Source organism: Streptomyces sp. NPDC089799 (assembly GCF_040684755.1).
Classification (GTDB): Bacteria; Actinomycetota; Actinomycetes; order Streptomycetales; family Streptomycetaceae; genus Streptomyces.
This window is the reverse complement of record NZ_JBFBGR010000023.1, coordinates 118,065-134,299: the sequence shown is the minus strand read 5'-3', so window position 1 is coordinate 134,299 and position 16,235 is coordinate 118,065. Positions and strand designations below refer to the sequence as shown.

The window sequence follows — 16,235 nt, the reverse complement described above, 5'->3', positions numbered from 1 at the left end:
GGCGCGCCGAGGAAGGACGGGCAGGTATAATACGCCCGCGCGGGGCGGGGGCGCGGCCCCGCCCGCCCCCCCCCCCCCCACCGGAAGGGGTGAAGAGTCGTAACTTTCCCGTACGGTTCGCGTTCGACCGCGCTAACCAGGAGGTCGGCTCAGCGTGCCGGACGCCCCGTCAACCGCCGGGGAAGACCCATGGGTTGGGCTTGCAGGAGACGCCGTCCACGTTGAGGGACTTGGTCTGCTGCTGCATGACCGGCGCGAGCGCGCCCGGGGTGGTGCAGTTGACGTGGCCGTGGCCGAGCCGGTGCCCCACCTCGTGGTTGATCAGCATCTGCCGGTACGCGTACATCGCCTGCGCGCCGTAGGTCTCCGAGCCCTGCGCCCAGCGGAAGGCGTTGATCATCACGCGCTCGGTCTTGGAGGAGTCGCAGGACACGTTCCCGACGATGGTGTCCAGGTCGGACTTGGCGCACCAGACGCCGGTGGTCCCCGGGCTGGCCAGCGTGATCACGAAGTCGACCTCGCCGGAGGGCACCCGTTCGAAGGTGCGCTCGCCCTTGTGCGCCCAGCTGCGGTCGTCGTTGAGGGTGCGCTGCACGGCCTCGGCGAACAGCCCTCCGTCGAGGCCGAGTCCCTGCTCGACGTCGACCCGGTAGCGGACCAGCTTGCCCTTGCCGGGTGCCTTGGCGACGCCCGGCACGGTGTCGAAGGTCCCCGGGCCCGCGAACTTCGGGTCGATCGGGTACTGCGCGGCCATCTTCTGGTCGTACGTCATCTCCGGCGCGGGCGCGGGCACGGCCGCGGCACCGCCGGCGGCCTCCGGGGTGCCGCGCCCGTCGGAACGGGACGCCGCGGACTGCCCGGGAACGGCTCGGTCGCCCTTGTCCCCGGCGGAGTGCGTGCCGACCCGTTGGCCGTCGTCGCCGGTCACCTGCCCGGCGACCACCACGGCGAGCACGGTGGTGACGGCCGCGGCGGCAACTCCGGTGTAGGTGCGGACCTTCACCCCGCGCCGGGTCCCCGGCGTCCCGGGCTCCGCCGCAGCGGCCTCGGGTGCGGTCCGGGTGGGCGGTACCACCCGGGTGTGCGGGCCGGTGGAGGTGACGGGGTCGCCGTGCGGCCCCGGGCGGTCGCCCGGGAACTCCCGGCCCGTCTGCGGGAATCCGGGTGCGGGGGCGGGCCGGGGGGCCGCGGCTGCGGCCGCGGTGAACGCCGGGGTGCCGAAGGCCGGCGTACCGAAGGCCGGGGTGTCGGTGTCGATGGCGCCGGTGCCGGTGGCCGTGTCGATGTCGATGTCATGGAAGCGGGGGGCATCGAACACCGGGGTCTGCGCCGCGGGCCGGCGCGGAACCCCGCGCCAGTCCCCGTAGACGGTGGTGGGTCCGCTGCCGGGTGCGGCTCCCCAGCCGCCGCCGGCCTCCCTCATCTCCGGGTGACCCGAGCGCACGTCCGGGCCGGGCTGCTGCCCGTGGCCGCGGTGGATCACGGAGGGTTCGGCGCGGCGCCGACGGCCGGTGCCCGTATCCGTGCCCGTGCCCGCACTCATGCCCCTGCCCGTGCCGGCAGCCGTGCCGCCGGCCGTCCCGGGCCCGTATCCCGCCGCGGGCGCGGGCGGGGTCGCCGGGGAAGGCGGGGCGGGCGGGGTCTGACCGGGGGCCGGGGCCTTGCGACTATGTCGTCCCACGAATCCTCAGCCTTCGCCCTCGCCCGTGTGCGGTTCACGCCCGGCCGGGTCGTCCCGCAGCAGGTCCTGGAAGGCCGCGGCCACCACGTCGGGGTACTCCATCATGGCCACGTGCCCGGCCTCCGGCAGGGTCAGCAACCGCGAACCCCGGAAGGCCGCGGCGGCCTTGCGCGCCATGCGGTACGAGACGAGCCGGTCCCGGCCACCGTAGACCAGGAGCGTCGGCGCGAGAACCCGTTGCGCCTGCCGCCAGAGTCCGTGCTGGCCACCGAGGGTGTACGCGTCGACGATGCCGCGCGAGGAGCGGGACATGGCCTCCCAGAAGTAGGGGAGGGCCATGCGGCGTTCCATCTCCGCGACGGCGTCCCGGAAGCCTTCGGGTGTCACCCGGGAGGGGTCCCCGTAACAGAGGCCCATCACCCCGCGGGTGCGCTGTTCGGCCGTCAGGTCGCGGAACATCCGGGAGACCACGGACACCGCGCCGGGCACCGCGAGCAGTGCGGTGGGCACCGCGGTCCGCTGCACGCGCAGTTCGGGAAGTGCGGGCGAGACCAGGGTGAGGGTGCGCACCAGGTCGGGCCGGACGGCCGCGACCCGGGTGGTGACGGCGCCGCCGAGGGAGTTGCCGAAGAGGTGCACCGGTCCGCGGCCGGCCGCGTCGAGGTGCCGGATCACTGCGCGGGCCAGGGCGGTGACGGAGTAGTCGCGGTCGGCGGGTGGCGGCGAGTCCCCGAAGCCGGGCAGGTCGACGGCCTCGCCGTCGACGGTGTCCTCCAGCTGTTCCATCAGCGCCGACCAGTTCAGCGACGAGCCGCCGAGGCCGTGCACGAACAGTGCGGGCGGCAGTCCGGTCCGGGCGGGCGGGCGTGAGCGGACGGTGAGGGTGAGGCCGGGGAGCGCCACGCTGCGCAACCGCTCGCCTTCGGCCACCCGGACCCCGCCCACCGGCGGGGGGAGCTCTGCGGCGGAACGTACACCCGGTAGCTCGGTGGAAGACATGGCGCCAATGTTACGAGACGATCAAGGCCGAAACCGGTGTGTCCGCAGTCACAGGTCCACGTAGCGGTGCACTCCCGTGTCTCCTAGGCTCATAGGAGGAGCGAGGGAAAGAGGGGAGCGGCATGACTGTCGATCCTGCGGAGCCCGACACCTTCCGGACACCGTTCGAGGAGGGACTGGACGCGGAGGCCCCCGAGGCGGACGCGGCGGAGCAGCACACGGAGCTCAATCCGCACGAGGACGCGCCGCTCACCGGTCCCGAACGCGGCGAAGCCGCCGAAGGGGACGCCGCCGAACAGGCGCGGGTGGTTGCCATCGAAGACGACGACTACCGCTGACCAGCGCTCGCGGGCGTCCGCAGGACGAGAAATCTCGCTCCGGACCCCCCTTATTCGGTTACCGAAAAGTACGATGGCGGGCGCGGCGCACAGCGCACTGTGTTCTAGAGAAAGTGGGAGGCGGCGTGACAGCCATCGAGCAGACCGAGGCGGCGCGCCCGCGGGGCACGCGACTGCCGCGCCGAGCCCGACGCAACCAATTGCTGGGCGCGGCCCAGGAGGTTTTCGTCGCTCAGGGGTACCACGCGGCGGCGATGGACGACATCGCCGAGCGCGCGGGTGTGAGCAAGCCGGTGCTGTACCAGCACTTCCCCGGCAAGCTGGACCTCTATCTGGCGCTGCTGGACCAGCACTGCGACAACCTGCTGCAGGCGGTCCGCGGGGCGCTGGCCTCGACGAACGACAACAAGCAGCGCGTCGCGGCGACCATGGACGCGTACTTCGCGTACGTGGAGGACGAGGGCGGCGCCTTCCGGCTGGTCTTCGAGTCGGACCTGACCAACGAGCCGGCGGTGCGGGAGCGCGTGGACCGGGTGTCCATGCAGTGCGCCGAGGCCATCTCGGAGGTCATCGCCGAGGACACCGGCCTGTCGAAGGACGAGTCGATGCTGCTGGCCGTGGGCCTGGGCGGGGTGTCGCAGGTGGTGGCCCGGTACTGGCTGTCCAGCGAGAGCCCGGTGGAGCGCGAGAAGGCGGTCGGCCTGCTGACCTCGCTGGCCTGGCGGGGCATCGCGGGCTTCCCGCTGCACGGCGCGGAACCGCAGGCCGAGCAGAACTGACGCGGGGTGCCGGGAAGCGGCCGGGATCCGTCCCGGCCGCTCCCCTGCGTTCCCGGCCGCGCGCGGGCGTTCCCGCCGCTCCCCTGCTGTTCCCGGCCGTTCCCGCCGCTCCCTGAACTGTTGCCGGCTGTTCCCCGCTGTTCGCTGCCAGCGTGTCCCGGGGACGCCGTCCGCGTCCTCACTCCGGGCTAATGTGTCCGAGTACGGCGCGGTGATCGCGCGACCCGGAGACGTCGGAGGGACAAGCCGTGGAGGTCAAGATCGGCGTGCAGCACGCACCCCGGGAGATCGTGCTGGAGACCGAGCTGAGCGCGGAGGCGCTGGAGGCCGCCGTCACCGACGCCCTGACGGGCAAGACGGCGCTGCTCACGCTGACGGACACCAAGGGCCGCAAGGTCCTGGTGCCGACGGACCGCCTGTCGTACGTCGACATCGGCGAGCCGACCGCCCGCAAGGTCGGCTTCGGCGCCGTCTGAGCAGACGCTCCGGCACCGTCCGGAGTGCCCGATCGTGTAGGAACGGCCCGGTGGGGGTACCCCACCGGGCCGTTTCCGTCTCTTCCGCTTCGGGTAGGACCGGCAGTGACCCGGTTTCCCTGACCCCGTGGGAGGGCCCTCATGCTGCTGCTGGAAGTACTCGGCTCCGCCCTGGTGGGTCTGGCCCTGTCCGCAGTCGCCGTGAGACTGCTCGGCACGAGGCTGCCCTCTCCACGGCTGGTGCTGGTCAGCGGCGTGCTGGGGGCCCTGTTCGGGCAGTACCTGACGGTCTTCGCGCTGGGCCCGGGGCACCACTCGCCGGCCGCGAGCCTGCTCGGCGCGGCGCTGGTGTCGGCGGTGGTGCTGTCGCTGCTGCTGCGGCCTGTCGGCCGCTCGGGGAGGTCGGCCCGCCGGGCTCCGTTTTCACTCCCGTCGGGAGGATGAGTGATCCCGAGCGGGATCCCTCCCCTGTGCCGGCCCCGGAGCACACCGCCCCGGGGCCGCGTCGTGACCGGCCCCAAAGGGGCGGGCGGCGGGCTAGGCGGCCAGGCCGAGCGCGGCCATCCGCTTGGTGTGGGCCTTGGTGATGCGGGCGAACATCTCGCCGACGGCCGCCAGGTCGAAACCCGCGGCCATCCCGTCGACGCCGCCGACCAGCATGGTGGACAGGGCGTCGCGCTCGGCGACCACCCGCTGGGCCTGCGAGAGCGCCTCGCCCATCAGCCGCCGGGCCCACAGGGCGAGCCGGCCGCCGACCCGCGGGTCGGCCTCGATCGCGGCCCGCACCTTCTCCACGGCGAAGTTGCCGTGGCCGGTGTCGTCGAGCACGCCCAGGACCAGGGCGCGGGTGTCGGAGTCGAGGTGGGTGGCCACCTCGCGGTAGAAGTCGCTGGCGATCGAGTCGCCGACGTACGCCTTGACCAGGCCCTCCAGCCAGTCCGAGGGCGCGGTCTGCCGGTGGAAGTCGTCGACGCCCTTGGCGAAGGGCTCCATGGCGGCGGTGGGCTCGGCGTCGACCGCCGCGAGCCGGTCGCGCAGCCGCTCGAAGTGGTGGAACTCCGCCGAGGCCATCTTGGCGAGCTCCGCCTTGTCGGCAAGGGTGGGCGCCATCTTGGCGTCCTCCGCGAGCCGCTCGAAGGCGGCGAGCTCTCCGTAGGCGAGCGCGCCGAGCAGGTCCACGACGGCGGCCCGGTACTGCGGCGAGGCGGAGGCTTCCGCCCAGTCCTGGGCGGCGATTCCGGTGGCGCCTTCGGTGTTCTCGGCGTTCTCGGCGGGGCCTTCGGCCGGGGGCTGGGCAGTTTCTTCGGTCGACATGCTCCGCACAATAGCCCGCCGGACCGGGCCGGGAAGGGCCTGCCCGGCCGGGCCGCACGGGCCCGGCAGCCCCGGGCCGGTCCCGCACCGACTCCGCTCGAACCCCAGGCCGGGATGTCGCCCAGGTGAATTCACCCGACACAGCTGCGCGAATCCGGGGTACAGTGGTATTGCGCCAGCCGAGTACTTCGGCAGGCGCATCCGAATGAGGATGCCCGGTCGGTGGCCCGATCGGCTCCAACCGACCGCCCTCGGTGTGGTGCGCACGTCCAAGCGTGCCATCTCCCATGAGGGGCCCCCTCAGCGGCACGAGCGCTTGAGCGATGGCAGTGGTCCCGCGCAGCTTCGTATGTACACAGCTCTACGGCACGTACTTCAAGCCCGGCACGGTACGACCCCCCTCGCCGCCTCGCGCCGCGTCTCACAGAAGAGGCAGCACCCTGACTACGTTCCGAGACCTCGGGATCTTTCCCGAGACCGCCGAAGCCCTTGAGGCCGTCGGCATCGTGTCCCCCTTCCCGATCCAGGAGATGACCCTCCCCGTCGCCCTCTCCGGCACGGACGTCATCGGCCAGGCGAAGACCGGAACCGGCAAGACGCTCGGTTTCGGCCTTCCGCTGCTGGAGCGGGTCGTCGTCCCCGCAGATGTCGAGGCCGGCCGGGCCACGCCCGAGCAGCTCACCGACTCCCCGCAGGCGCTCATCGTCGTCCCGACGCGCGAGCTGTGCACCCAGGTCACCAATGACCTGCTGACCGCGGGCAAGGTCCGCAACGTCCGCGTCCTGGCCATATACGGCGGGCGCGCGTACGAGCCCCAGGTCGAGGCGCTCAAGAAGGGCGTCGACGTGATCGTCGGCACCCCGGGCCGCCTGCTCGACCTGGCCGGCCAGAAGAAGCTCGACCTGTCGAGCGTGAAGGCGCTCGTCCTGGACGAGGCCGACGAGATGCTCGACCTGGGCTTCCTGCCCGACGTCGAGAAGATCATCAACCTGCTTCCGGCCAAGCGCCAGACCATGCTGTTCTCGGCGACCATGCCGGGTGCGGTCATCGGCCTGGCCCGCCGCTACATGTCGCAGCCCACGCACATCCGTGCCACCGCGCCGGACGACGAGGGCGCGACGGTCGCCAACATCGCGCTGCACGTGTTCCGTGCGCACTCGATGGACAAGGCGGAGATGGTCGCCCGGATCCTGCAGGCCGAGGGCCGCGGACTGGCGATGATCTTCTGCCGCACCAAGCGGACCGCGGCGGACCTCGCGGAGCAGCTGGAGCGCCGCGGCTTCGCCTCGGGCGCCGTCCACGGCGACCTGGGCCAGGGCGCCCGCGAGCAGGCCCTGCGGGCCTTCCGCAACGGCAAGGTGGACGTGCTCGTCTGCACCGACGTCGCCGCGCGCGGCATCGACGTCGAGGGTGTGACGCACGTCATCAACTACCAGTCCCCCGAGGACGAGAAGACCTTCCTGCACCGGGTCGGCCGCACCGGCCGCGCGGGTGCGAAGGGCACCGCCGTCACCCTGGTCGACTGGGACGACATCCCGCGCTGGCAGCTGATCAACAAGGCTCTGGAGCTCGACTTCCACGAGCCGGAGGAGACGTACTCCACGTCCCCGCACCTGTACGAGCAGCTGAACATCCCGGCGGGCACCAAGGGCATCCTGCCCCGGGCCGAGCGCACCCGCGCCGGTCTGCGGGCCGAGGAGATCGAGGACCTGGGCGAGACCGGCGGCCGCGGCCGCAAGCCGGCCGCGTCGGCTCCGGCGGCGGAGGAGCGCCCGGCGCGCACCCGTACGCCGCGCCAGCGCCGGCGGACCCGTGGCGGCTCGGAGGTCGCCGCGGGAGCGGTCACCCCGGTCGACGGGACCACGGTCGAGCCGGCCGCGCCGGCCGCCCCTGCGGGCGAGGCCGTGCCGGAGCCGCGCAAGCCGCGTCGCCGCCGGACCCGCGTCGCCCGTACCGCCCCGGTGGCGGAGACCGCCGTCGCGGCCCCGGTCGCCGAGGCCGTCGTCGCCGCTCCGGTGACCCCGGTCGCGGAGGCCCCGGCCGCCGTCGCGGTGGCGGAGGAGGCCCCGGCCAAGCCGCGCCGCACCCGCACCCGCAAGACCGCCGAGGCGGCCGAGGCAGCCGTGGTGACCCCGGTCGCCGAGGCTCCGGCTGCCGACGTGGTCGCGGAGGAGGCCCCGGCCAAGCCGCGCCGCACCCGCACCCGCAAGACCGCGGAGGCGGCCCCGGCCGCCGAGGCCGCCCCGGTGACCCCGGTCGCCGAGGAAGCCCCCGCGGCGCCCCGGCGGACCCGTGCCCGCAAGGCGGCGGCCGCCGCCGCGGAGGCGGAGTTCCAGACCGCCGCGCCGGTCGAGCCCGCTCCGGCACGCCGGCCGCGGGTCCGCAAGCCCGCGGTGTCGGCGACCCCGGAGCCCGACTTCCAGATGGCTCCCCCGGTCGAGCCGGTCCGCAGCCGCCGCAGCCGCTGACCGCGCACCCCGCACCACCCGAAGGCCCGGCCCTCCCTCACGGAGCGCCGGGCCTTCGGCGTTCCCACGGGGCTGTCCGCGTTCCCGCGGGGGCCGTCCGCGTTCCCGCCGGGTCGCGGGGGAAACGGAGGGCAAGCACGCCCCGCGCGGTGAACCGGCCGGTAACCTCGTCGTATGAGCAAGCCGCCGCGCCTGACGCTGCCCCCGCGTGCCCGCGCCCGCCACCTGCGGACGACCCGTGGCGAGTTCGCCGTCCACGAGGCCGGCGAGCCGGCCCGGGGCACGGCGCTGCTGGTGCCCGGCTTCACCGGCAGCAAGGAGGACTTCATCGGGCTGCTGGAGCCGCTGGCGGAGGCCGGGTACCGGGTGGTCGCGATCGACGGCCGCGGCCAGTACGAGAGCCCCGGCCCGCGCGAGGAGTCGGCGTACTCCCCGGACGAGCTCGCCCGTGACCTGCTGGCCCAGGCCGCCGTCGTGGCCGGGGAGAACCCCGACGGGGCGGCCCTGCACCTCGTGGGGCACTCCCTGGGCGGACTGGTCTCCCGTACCGCCGTGATCCGCGACGCCGCGCCCTTCCGCAGCCTCACCCTGATGAGCAGCGGCCCCGGCGCGATCTGCGAGGCCCAGCAGGATCGTACGAAGCTGCTGGTCGCCGCGCTGGAGGTGATGCGCGAGGACATGCCGGGGGTCTGGGCGGCGATGCGCGCGGCGGACCCCGAGGACGCGCTCCCCGATCCGCCGGAGCTGGCCGCCTTCCTGCGCGACCGCTGGCTGGCCACCGTGCCCGAGCAGCTGATCGCCACCGGCCGGGTGCTGATCTCCGAGCCCGACCGCGTCACGGAGCTGGCCGGCGTGCCGCTGCCCAAGCTGGTGGTCTCCGGGTCCTCGGACTACGTCTGGCCGGTGCCGTGGATGGACGACATGGCCCGGCGGCTGGGTGCGGCCCGGGTGGTGGTCGAGGGGACGGACCACTCCCCCAACGCCGAGGACCCCTCGGCCACCGCCGCAGCACTGGCCTCGTTCTGGGACTCGGTCGACGCCCGCCGGGGCTAGTCGTTAGCCAGTGAAAAAATTTCTTTAGCGTAGGGAATGATTTCGTTCCGTCCTTCGTTGGACCGGGTGCAAGGAGAACACCGACGAAGGGAGAAGCCGTGCGCTTCGAGATTCTGCGCCTGGACGACGTCGACGGAACCGCCGTGGACAGCACCGTCGTGGACGCGGCCTCCGTCAACCGGATCGTGCAGCAGGCCGCTGCGATCGGCCAGCGCATCCTCATCCGGCCGGCAGCGTCCACGTCCTGCTGAGACCCGCACGACGCACCCACACGACGAAGGCCCCGCTCCCGGTCAGGGAGCGGGGCCTTCGACCGTTGAGGCGGCCGGGCGCCGCCGGGTCAGGCGGCCTGGACCACCTGCAGCACACCGTTGATGATCTGCTGGACGGCGATCGCCGACAGCATCATGCCCGCCAGCCGGGTCACCAGGACCACGCCACCGTCGCGGATCACCCGAATGATCACCAGCGAGTACCGCATCACCAGCCACAGCACCACGTGCATGGCGAGGATCGCCGCCCACACCGACAGCTGACCGCCGAAGCCGTCCGCCTTCTGCACGGCGAGGATCACCGAGACGATCGCGCCCGGGCCGGCCAGCAGCGGCATGCCCAGCGGGACGAGGGCGACGTTGACGTCCTTGGTCTGCTTCGGCTCGTCCGTCTTGCCGGTGAGCAGGTCCAGCGCGATGAGGAGCAGCAGCAGACCGCCCGCGATCATCAGCGCGGGCACGGAGACGTGCAGGTAGTCCAGGATCTGCTGGCCGCAGATGCCGAAGACGGCGATGACGCCGAAGGCCACGCAGACCGCCTGCCAGGCCATCCGGCGCTGGACCTTGACCGGCCGCCCGGACGTCAGGGCGAGGAAGATCGGAGTGATCCCCGGCGGGTCCATGATCACGAAGAGGGTGAGGAAGAGGGATCCGAAGACCGCGAAGTCGAACACGAAAGATGCCTTGCAGGAGTGGTCGTACGAGTGGAAGGTGGCGCGGCGGTGCGCCGACGGGTGGGGTCCGGTACGGCGGCACGCGGAACCGGCTGCGCGGGACGCAGGAGGCGGAACGCGGCCGCCCGGCACGACGCGTCCGGCGTGCGCCGCAGGGACGGCCGGACGGCCGGGAGGCAGTACGGGTCACGGGGCGCGGAGGACGCGTGCGCGGGCCGGAGGGACCCCGGTGCGCGGAGGGTCAGGCGGAGACGGTTCCGCCGGTGCCCATCACCGGGAACGCGCCGGTCGCGCGGCGCGTGATCTCGCCGTAGACCTCGGGGTCGGTCGTGTACTCCCCGAGGCGGCAGGTCTTGCGGCTGCCGTGGTAGTCGCTGGAGCCGGTCACCAGCAGGCCCAGCTCGTCCGCGAGGCCGCGCAGCCGGGCGCGGGTGGCGGTGTCGTGGTCCATGTGGTCGACCTCGATGCCGTCCAGGCCCGCGGCCGCCAGCTCGGCGATGGCGCTCTCCGGCACGCACCGGCCGCGCTTGACCGCGGCCGGGTGTGCGAAGACGGTGACCCCGCCGGCCGCCTTGACCAGCCGCACCGCGTCGAAGGGGTCCAGCTCGTGCTTCTCGGCGTACGCGCGGCCGCCGTCGGCGAGCCATTCCGGCGTGAACGCGGCCGAGACGTCCGGCACCACGCCCAGCTCGACGAGGGCGGTGGCGACGTGCGGCCGGCCCACGGAGCCGTCGCCGGCGATCCGGGAGACCTGCTCCCAGGTGACCGGCACGCCGAGGTGCTGCAGCTTGCCGATCATGGCCAGGGCGCGGGGCGTCCGGTCGTCCCGGACGAGCTCGCGCTCACGGGCGAGCTCCGGCTCCTCGGGGTCGAAGAGGTAGGCGAGCATGTGCAGTCCGATGCCGTCGAGACGGCAGGACAGCTCGGCCCCGGTGACCAGGGTCAGGCCGGGCGGCGTGGCCGCGACGGCCTCGGCGTACCCGCGCACGGTGTCGTGGTCGGTCAGCGCCACGACGTCCAGCCCGGCGGCGGCCGCATTGCGGACCAGCTCGGCGGGGGTGTCCGTACCGTCGGATGCCGTGGAGTGGGCGTGCAGATCGATGCGCACGGCACGGCTCCAGGGTTGCGGCGGACGGGGACACCTCAGGATACCCGTCGAACGGGCACGGACCGTCCGGAGCCGACCCCGCTCCGGACACGGTCGCGTTCAGTCGTTGGCGAGGATGCGGGGGCTGAGGGCGCCGCAGGGGACGAGTTCGACCTCGGCGCCGGCGTCCCGCAGGTCGGCCAGGACCAGTTCCTCGTACATCAGCAGACCCGACTGCTCGGGCCAGACCACCGCCCACAGCCAGATCCCGCGGGCCTCTCCCACGAAGACGGCCCGGTCCTCCGGCGCGCCGGAGACGTGCCAGAGCGGAGTCGGCCGGCCACCGGCGATCACCTTGGCGTCGGGCGCGCGGGACACGTTCAGGTAGGCGCCGGGGTCGGGGCCGTCGATGCCGGCGTACCGCGCACCCAGGCCCACCCCGAGTTCCTCCGCGACGAGCACCATTTCGCCCATGCCGCCCACCGGGCCGGGGCCCGAGCAGGCCACCGCCGTGGCACGGCCGCCACTGCGGTCGTCCCCGGCGGCGGCGACACCGGTGAACAGCCAGCCGATCGGCAGCGGCCAGGGCATCCAGACCGGCACCCGGGCCCGGGCGGCGATCACTCCGAGCCCTTCCACGCTGGGCGGGACGACGGGCTGCAGGGGCTGGACGGGGCCGTGCACGGAGCACTGCCAGGAGTCGGAGAAGAGACCGGGCGCCCTGACCCGGCGACCGCACTTCGGGCAAGACGGTTCGCCCCTCATGGGAAGCCACGTTCCTCTCCGGCCGGAGCCGCGTCAAGGGACGATCACCCGTCCGGATGCCTTCCGTACTCCTCGGGCCGTTCTCCGGGGGCCCGGCCTCAGTCCAGGGCGACGGCCTGCCGCCGGGGATCCCGCAGGTCCGTGCCCCGGGCCAGCCAGCGTTCCTGGAGCGCCGCGGCGCCGTGCACCCGCTTCCACGCCGCTTCGTTCTGCGTCATCGGCAGCAGGGGCAGGAACCGTACGGGGTCCATGGGCTCGTCCAGCGCGAGGTCCTCGACCAGCCCGCCCGACTCGGCCACCAGGACCGAGCTGAACGGCGCCCCGGGCCAGAGCGGTTCGCCGAGGTCCAGCGAGGCGCCGGGGGCCACCACGAGACCCTCCACCTGGGGGCTGGCCGCCAGCACCGCCAGCGGGCGGAGCACCTTGTCGGTGTCCGCGTGCCCGGTGCGGACGGTGAGCAGCAGCTCGGCGCGCGGACCGCGCACCGGGTCGGCGACCACCACCGTGGGATCGCCCATCGGCTGGGCGGACATGCCGAGGGTCGCGTAGCGGACGAGGCCGCCGCCGGTGAAGCGGAGCACCTCGATGCGGTCGGTGCCGAGGAAGGTGACGGCGGCGCGGGCGTCGGGTTCGCCGAGCGCGGTGCGCAGCCGGGCTTCGACAAGTGCCAGGAGATCTGCCATGCCGCGAGCATAGAACTCATATGAGACGGGTAAAGGGAGGGTTTTGACCACCTGTCGGCTGATAGTGTTGACCGCTGGATTGGACGTCCCTCACGGGGGACCGGCCGGAGGAGGTGGGGCTGCGATGGATCGAAGTCGATCGGGCAGTACCGGCCACCTCGTCTCCCGTCGTCCTGTTCCTTCCGCCGCCCCGCAGCGGTAGCGCGTTCCGCGCCGCAGAACCTGCGAGGGCCCGCCGGAAGGTCTCCCATTTGCACGGTTCGCAGCCGTGCGGAGGAGCCAGCCATGTCGATGATCCGTGACCTGCGCGCAGTCGTCCGCCCCTCGCTGCGCAAGTCCACCCCCGTCCAGCCCGGGTACGAGACCACCCGCGACCACTCGGCGAGCAGCGCCGTGGTCGACTGCGCGGTGTACCGCGACGGCCGCCGGCTGCCGCGGGCGGCCTGCCCGACCCCGCGCGCGGCGATGCGCGAGGTGCGCAGGGACGGCGGCTTCACCTGGATCGGTCTGCACGAGCCCACCGAGGCCGAATTCGCGGGCATCGCCGCGGAGTTCGGCCTGCACCCGCTGGCCGTCGAGGACGCGGTGCACGCCCACCAGCGGCCCAAGCTGGAGCGCTACGACGACACGCTCTTCGCCGTCTTCAAGACCATCCACTACGTCGAACATGACGAACTCACCGCCACCAGCGAGGTGGTGGAGACCGGCGAGGTGATGTGCTTCACCGGCCCGGACTTCGTCATCACCGTCCGGCACGGCGGGCAGGGCTCGCTGCGCGGGCTGCGGCACCGGCTGGAGGACGAGCCCGAACTGCTGGCCAAGGGGCCCTCGTCGGTCCTGCACTCGATCGCCGACCACGTGGTGGACGGCTACATCGCGGTGGCCGCGGCCGTGCAGGACGACATCGACCTGGTGGAGAGCGAGGTCTTCGCGGCCCCGGCCGGGAAGGGCGCGCCGCGCGGCTCGGACGCCGGGCGGATCTACCAGCTCAAGCGCGAGGTACTGGAGTTCAAGCGGGCCGTGTCCCCGCTGATGCGGCCGATGGAGCTGCTCAGCGAGCGGCCCATGCGCCTGGTGGACCCGGACATCCAGAAGTACTTCCGGGACGTGGCCGACCACCTGGCGCGGGTCCACGAGCAGGTCATGGGCTTCGACGAGCTGCTGAACTCGATCCTGCAGGCCAATCTGGCGCAGGCGACGGTGGCGCAGAACGAGGACATGCGCAAGATCACCTCGTGGGCGGCGATCATCGCGGTGCCGACCATGATCTGCGGCGTGTACGGGATGAACTTCGACCACATGCCGGAACTCCACTGGAAGTACGGCTACCCGATGGTGATGGTCTCGATCATCGGCGCCTGCTTCACCATCCACCGCACGCTGCGGCGCAACGGCTGGCTGTAGGACCCGTCACCCGCCCGCGGCCGCCGGTCACCCGCCCGCGGCCGCCTGGCGGACGGCTCCGGGCGCGCCGCACACCGTCGCCTACTCTGTGCGCATGACTCTCAGCGCACTCGATCTGGCCCTCGTCGAGGAGGCCACCAAGAAGTCCGGCCTCATCTGGGTCCGGGGCACCGGCCCCGACCGGGCGCTGTGGCACGCCTGGGTCGACGGCGCTGCGCACGTGCTGGGCGACGGGCCCGGGGAGCAGCCGTTCCCGGGGCTGGCCGACGGGGGCACCGCCGAGGTGACCGTCCGCAGCAAGGACAAGGGCGGTCGGCTGGTGGCCTGGACCGCGCGGGTGAGCGAACTGGCGCCGGGCAGCGAGGCGTGGGAGGCGGCGGTCGCGGAGCTCAAGGGCAAGCGGCTGAACGCGCCGGACTCGGAGCGGATGACGGAGCGCTGGGCCCGCGAGTGCCGCCTGCTGCGCCTGGAACCGCAGTCGGCCGGAACGGACCTGCCGGCCGGTTCCCTGGCCGCCGCTCCGCTGCCGTCCCCCGGCATCACCCGGCGTCCCATCCCGGCGGGTCTGCCCAAGCTGCTGCTGAAGCGCAAGAAGAAGTAGCGGGAGGAAGTGGCAGGAGGTCCGGCACGGTCCTTCCGCCGGCTCACTTCCTGCAGGGGAAGGTGACCTGCTCGCTGCGGGCGCTCTTCTTCTGGTCCGGCAGGTGCAGGGTGACGTAAGCGGTCACCGACTTGGCGTTCTTGGGTGCCGGCACGTCGAAGACCTGGAGGACGGCCTTGGTGCCCGTGCCGGAGCCGAAGGTGACGGCTCCCGGGGAGATCCGGGCGCGGCCGGTGCCCACGGTCCAGTGGTAGCGGACCGTCCCCGGCCCGGTCGCCGTGATCTTTCCGTCGAAGGCCATGGCCACGGGCGTGCCGTTGCACTCGATCGTCTCCCCCGACTTCAGCAGGGTGACCACCTCGACCTTGGTGACCTTCACCGCCTGCACGCTCCCGGCCGCCGCGGCGGTCCCGGCCCATGCCGCCGGGGCGGGTGCGAGGGCCATCGGGAGGGCGAGGAGCGGGGCCGTGAGGAGGACGAGGTGTCGGTGCCGGTTCGGCTGTCGGTGCCGGTTCATCGTGCTGCCTTCCGCGAGAGGAAAGCCCCCGATCTCGACCTCAGGATATCGGCGGCCCGGTCAGGGCGCCGGATCGTCTGATCGCCGTACCGCCGGGTCACCGGATCGCCGCGCGGCCGGGTCAGCCCTGGGAGGGGTCGGAGCCCTGGCCCGAACCGGACCCGGACCCCGAGGAGGTGCCGGTGCCTGTTCCGCGCGTGTTCGGCAGCTGGGAGCCGTAGTCCACCGTCTGGTCCTCCGGGGGCGCCTCGATCTGGAACCTCGTGCCCCAGTCCGCCAGTTCGACCGTCCCTGCTCCCCCGGCCCGCTCCATCCGCAGCGGGTACGGCGTCCCCTCCAGCGAGACCGTCAGCCGGCCGCCCGCGCCCTTGTCCGCCGTCACCATCACCGACTTCGTGTGCCCGACCGTGGTGTACGAGCCCTTCGCCAGCTTCCCGTGCAGCCCCAGCAGCCCGTCCAGCAGGACGTCCATGTCCGTGAACCCGCGCAGCTGCTTGTACGAGGGGTCGCCCTCCGGCACCTTCACGAACTTGTCGCCGAGCTTCCCGGCCGCCTCGGACTGCCCCCAGAAGGCCGCGTCCGCCTTCAGGTAGAGCTCCTCCCCCAGCCGCAGCAGCTGGAAGGTGTTGTCCTTCGACTTCACCTCGCCGGAGCCGCCGTCCGACTTCAGCCGCATGTCGAGGGTGAAGGACTTGCCGCCGCTGACCACCGTGCCGGACAGCCGCACCGAGTCGGCGGCCTCCGCCGCGGCCCGCGCCTTGTCCTCGATCTGTTCCGCGGACAGCTTCCCGACGCCGTTGGTGCCCTTGTCCGGATCCTCTCCCGTGCAGCCGGTGCCGAAGACGGCGAGGCCCGCGCACAGGGCCCCGGCGAGGGCGGCCCGGCGCAGCCGTGCGGCGGGGGAGCTGTGGATCACGGGCGGGTGCCTCTCGTCGTCGTTGCCGGGCAGCAGGCAGCGTACCCGGCCGGGGTTCGCCCGCCGGTCCCCGGGCGGGCGCCCCACCAGCGCGGATCCGGGGCCCACGGGCTAGCCTGACCCTGGACCCCCGGGGCCCGGGGACCGGCGGAAGGGACACCGCGGAGAACCGGCCCCGCACCGTCAGGACACGACCCCGCCCACGACC

18 protein-coding genes are annotated in these 16,235 nt (G+C 73.2%); 9 read left to right on the top strand and 9 right to left on the bottom strand.

Annotated elements, in window-relative coordinates; all coding sequences use genetic code 11:
• Positions 1-169: 169 nt before the first annotated feature.
• Both AB0O36_RS24595 and AB0O36_RS24590 read right to left on the bottom strand, forming a co-directional pair.
• Positions 170-1,543: a DUF3152 domain-containing protein gene (locus AB0O36_RS24595; RefSeq protein WP_365114052.1), complete on the bottom strand. Its 1,374-nt coding sequence runs from the start codon at positions 1,541-1,543 to the stop codon at positions 170-172.
• Between the two features lie 144 nt (positions 1,544-1,687).
• Complete coding sequence (locus tag AB0O36_RS24590; RefSeq protein ID WP_365114050.1) at positions 1,688-2,680, bottom strand: alpha/beta hydrolase; 993 nt, start codon at positions 2,678-2,680, stop codon at positions 1,688-1,690.
• A gap of 122 nt (positions 2,681-2,802) precedes the next feature.
• Between AB0O36_RS24590 and AB0O36_RS24585 the strand changes: the two genes are divergently transcribed.
• The 4 genes from AB0O36_RS24585 to AB0O36_RS24570 all read left to right on the top strand — a co-directional run bounded on the left by AB0O36_RS24585 (position 2,803) and on the right by AB0O36_RS24570 (position 4,717).
• Positions 2,803-3,018, top strand: coding sequence for a hypothetical protein (locus AB0O36_RS24585; protein WP_365114048.1), 216 nt, complete (start codon positions 2,803-2,805; stop codon positions 3,016-3,018).
• Positions 3,019-3,143: 125 nt separating this feature from the next.
• A complete protein-coding gene (locus AB0O36_RS24580) occupies positions 3,144-3,797 on the top strand; it encodes a TetR/AcrR family transcriptional regulator (protein ID WP_365114046.1) in 654 nt (217 codons plus the stop codon).
• Between the two features lie 248 nt (positions 3,798-4,045).
• Complete coding sequence (locus tag AB0O36_RS24575; protein WP_365114044.1) at positions 4,046-4,273, top strand: DUF3107 domain-containing protein; 228 nt, start codon at positions 4,046-4,048, stop codon at positions 4,271-4,273.
• A 141-nt stretch (positions 4,274-4,414) separates the two neighbouring features.
• The gene (locus AB0O36_RS24570; protein WP_365114042.1) at positions 4,415-4,717 is read left to right on the top strand and encodes a hypothetical protein; all 303 of its coding nucleotides are present in this window, start codon (positions 4,415-4,417) and stop codon (positions 4,715-4,717) included.
• A gap of 93 nt (positions 4,718-4,810) precedes the next feature.
• On the opposite strand, the gene AB0O36_RS24565 is transcribed toward AB0O36_RS24570, so the two are convergent.
• The gene (locus tag AB0O36_RS24565; RefSeq protein ID WP_365114041.1) at positions 4,811-5,596 is read right to left on the bottom strand and encodes a ferritin-like fold-containing protein; all 786 of its coding nucleotides are present in this window, start codon (positions 5,594-5,596) and stop codon (positions 4,811-4,813) included.
• Positions 5,597-6,117: 521 nt separating this feature from the next.
• Between AB0O36_RS24565 and AB0O36_RS24560 the strand changes: the two genes are divergently transcribed.
• From AB0O36_RS24560 to AB0O36_RS24550, 3 genes are all read left to right on the top strand, one after another.
• Entirely contained in the window at positions 6,118-8,055 is a 1,938-nt protein-coding gene (locus tag AB0O36_RS24560; protein WP_365114040.1) for a DEAD/DEAH box helicase, read from the top strand.
• 174 nt (positions 8,056-8,229) lie between these two features.
• Positions 8,230-9,108 carry an alpha/beta fold hydrolase gene (locus AB0O36_RS24555; protein WP_365114039.1) on the top strand — a complete coding sequence of 293 codons (879 nt, stop codon included), beginning with the start codon at positions 8,230-8,232 and terminating at the stop codon, positions 9,106-9,108.
• A gap of 98 nt (positions 9,109-9,206) precedes the next feature.
• Positions 9,207-9,359 (top strand): hypothetical protein, encoded by a 153-nt coding sequence (locus tag AB0O36_RS24550; protein ID WP_365114037.1) that lies wholly within the window; start codon positions 9,207-9,209, stop codon positions 9,357-9,359.
• A gap of 89 nt (positions 9,360-9,448) precedes the next feature.
• Here the strand turns inward: AB0O36_RS24550 and AB0O36_RS24545 are convergent, their stop codons facing one another.
• The 4 genes from AB0O36_RS24545 to AB0O36_RS24530 form a co-directional block, all read right to left on the bottom strand.
• The gene (locus AB0O36_RS24545) at positions 9,449-10,054 is read right to left on the bottom strand and encodes a MarC family protein (protein WP_365114036.1); all 606 of its coding nucleotides are present in this window, start codon (positions 10,052-10,054) and stop codon (positions 9,449-9,451) included.
• Positions 10,055-10,295: 241 nt separating this feature from the next.
• On the bottom strand, positions 10,296-11,162 hold the full coding sequence (locus AB0O36_RS24540; protein ID WP_365114034.1) for a PHP domain-containing protein: 867 nt from the start codon (positions 11,160-11,162) through the stop codon (positions 10,296-10,298).
• A gap of 99 nt (positions 11,163-11,261) precedes the next feature.
• Positions 11,262-11,906 carry a DUF6758 family protein gene (locus AB0O36_RS24535; protein ID WP_365114032.1) on the bottom strand — a complete coding sequence of 215 codons (645 nt, stop codon included), beginning with the start codon at positions 11,904-11,906 and terminating at the stop codon, positions 11,262-11,264.
• A 98-nt stretch (positions 11,907-12,004) separates the two neighbouring features.
• Positions 12,005-12,589, bottom strand: coding sequence for a suppressor of fused domain protein (locus AB0O36_RS24530; protein ID WP_365114030.1), 585 nt, complete (start codon positions 12,587-12,589; stop codon positions 12,005-12,007).
• A gap of 285 nt (positions 12,590-12,874) precedes the next feature.
• On the opposite strand from AB0O36_RS24530, the gene AB0O36_RS24525 reads away from it, so the two are divergent.
• A complete protein-coding gene (locus AB0O36_RS24525) occupies positions 12,875-13,993 on the top strand; it encodes a magnesium and cobalt transport protein CorA (protein ID WP_365114028.1) in 1,119 nt (372 codons plus the stop codon).
• Positions 13,994-14,087: 94 nt separating this feature from the next.
• Positions 14,088-14,594 (top strand): hypothetical protein, encoded by a 507-nt coding sequence (locus AB0O36_RS24520; protein WP_365114027.1) that lies wholly within the window; start codon positions 14,088-14,090, stop codon positions 14,592-14,594.
• Between the two features lie 43 nt (positions 14,595-14,637).
• Here the strand turns inward: AB0O36_RS24520 and AB0O36_RS24515 are convergent, their stop codons facing one another.
• Entirely contained in the window at positions 14,638-15,111 is a 474-nt protein-coding gene (locus tag AB0O36_RS24515; protein ID WP_365114025.1) for a hypothetical protein, read from the bottom strand.
• Positions 15,112-15,232: 121 nt separating this feature from the next.
• Complete coding sequence (locus AB0O36_RS24510) at positions 15,233-16,027, bottom strand: hypothetical protein (protein WP_365114076.1); 795 nt, start codon at positions 16,025-16,027, stop codon at positions 15,233-15,235.
• Positions 16,028-16,235: the final 208 nt, after the last annotated feature.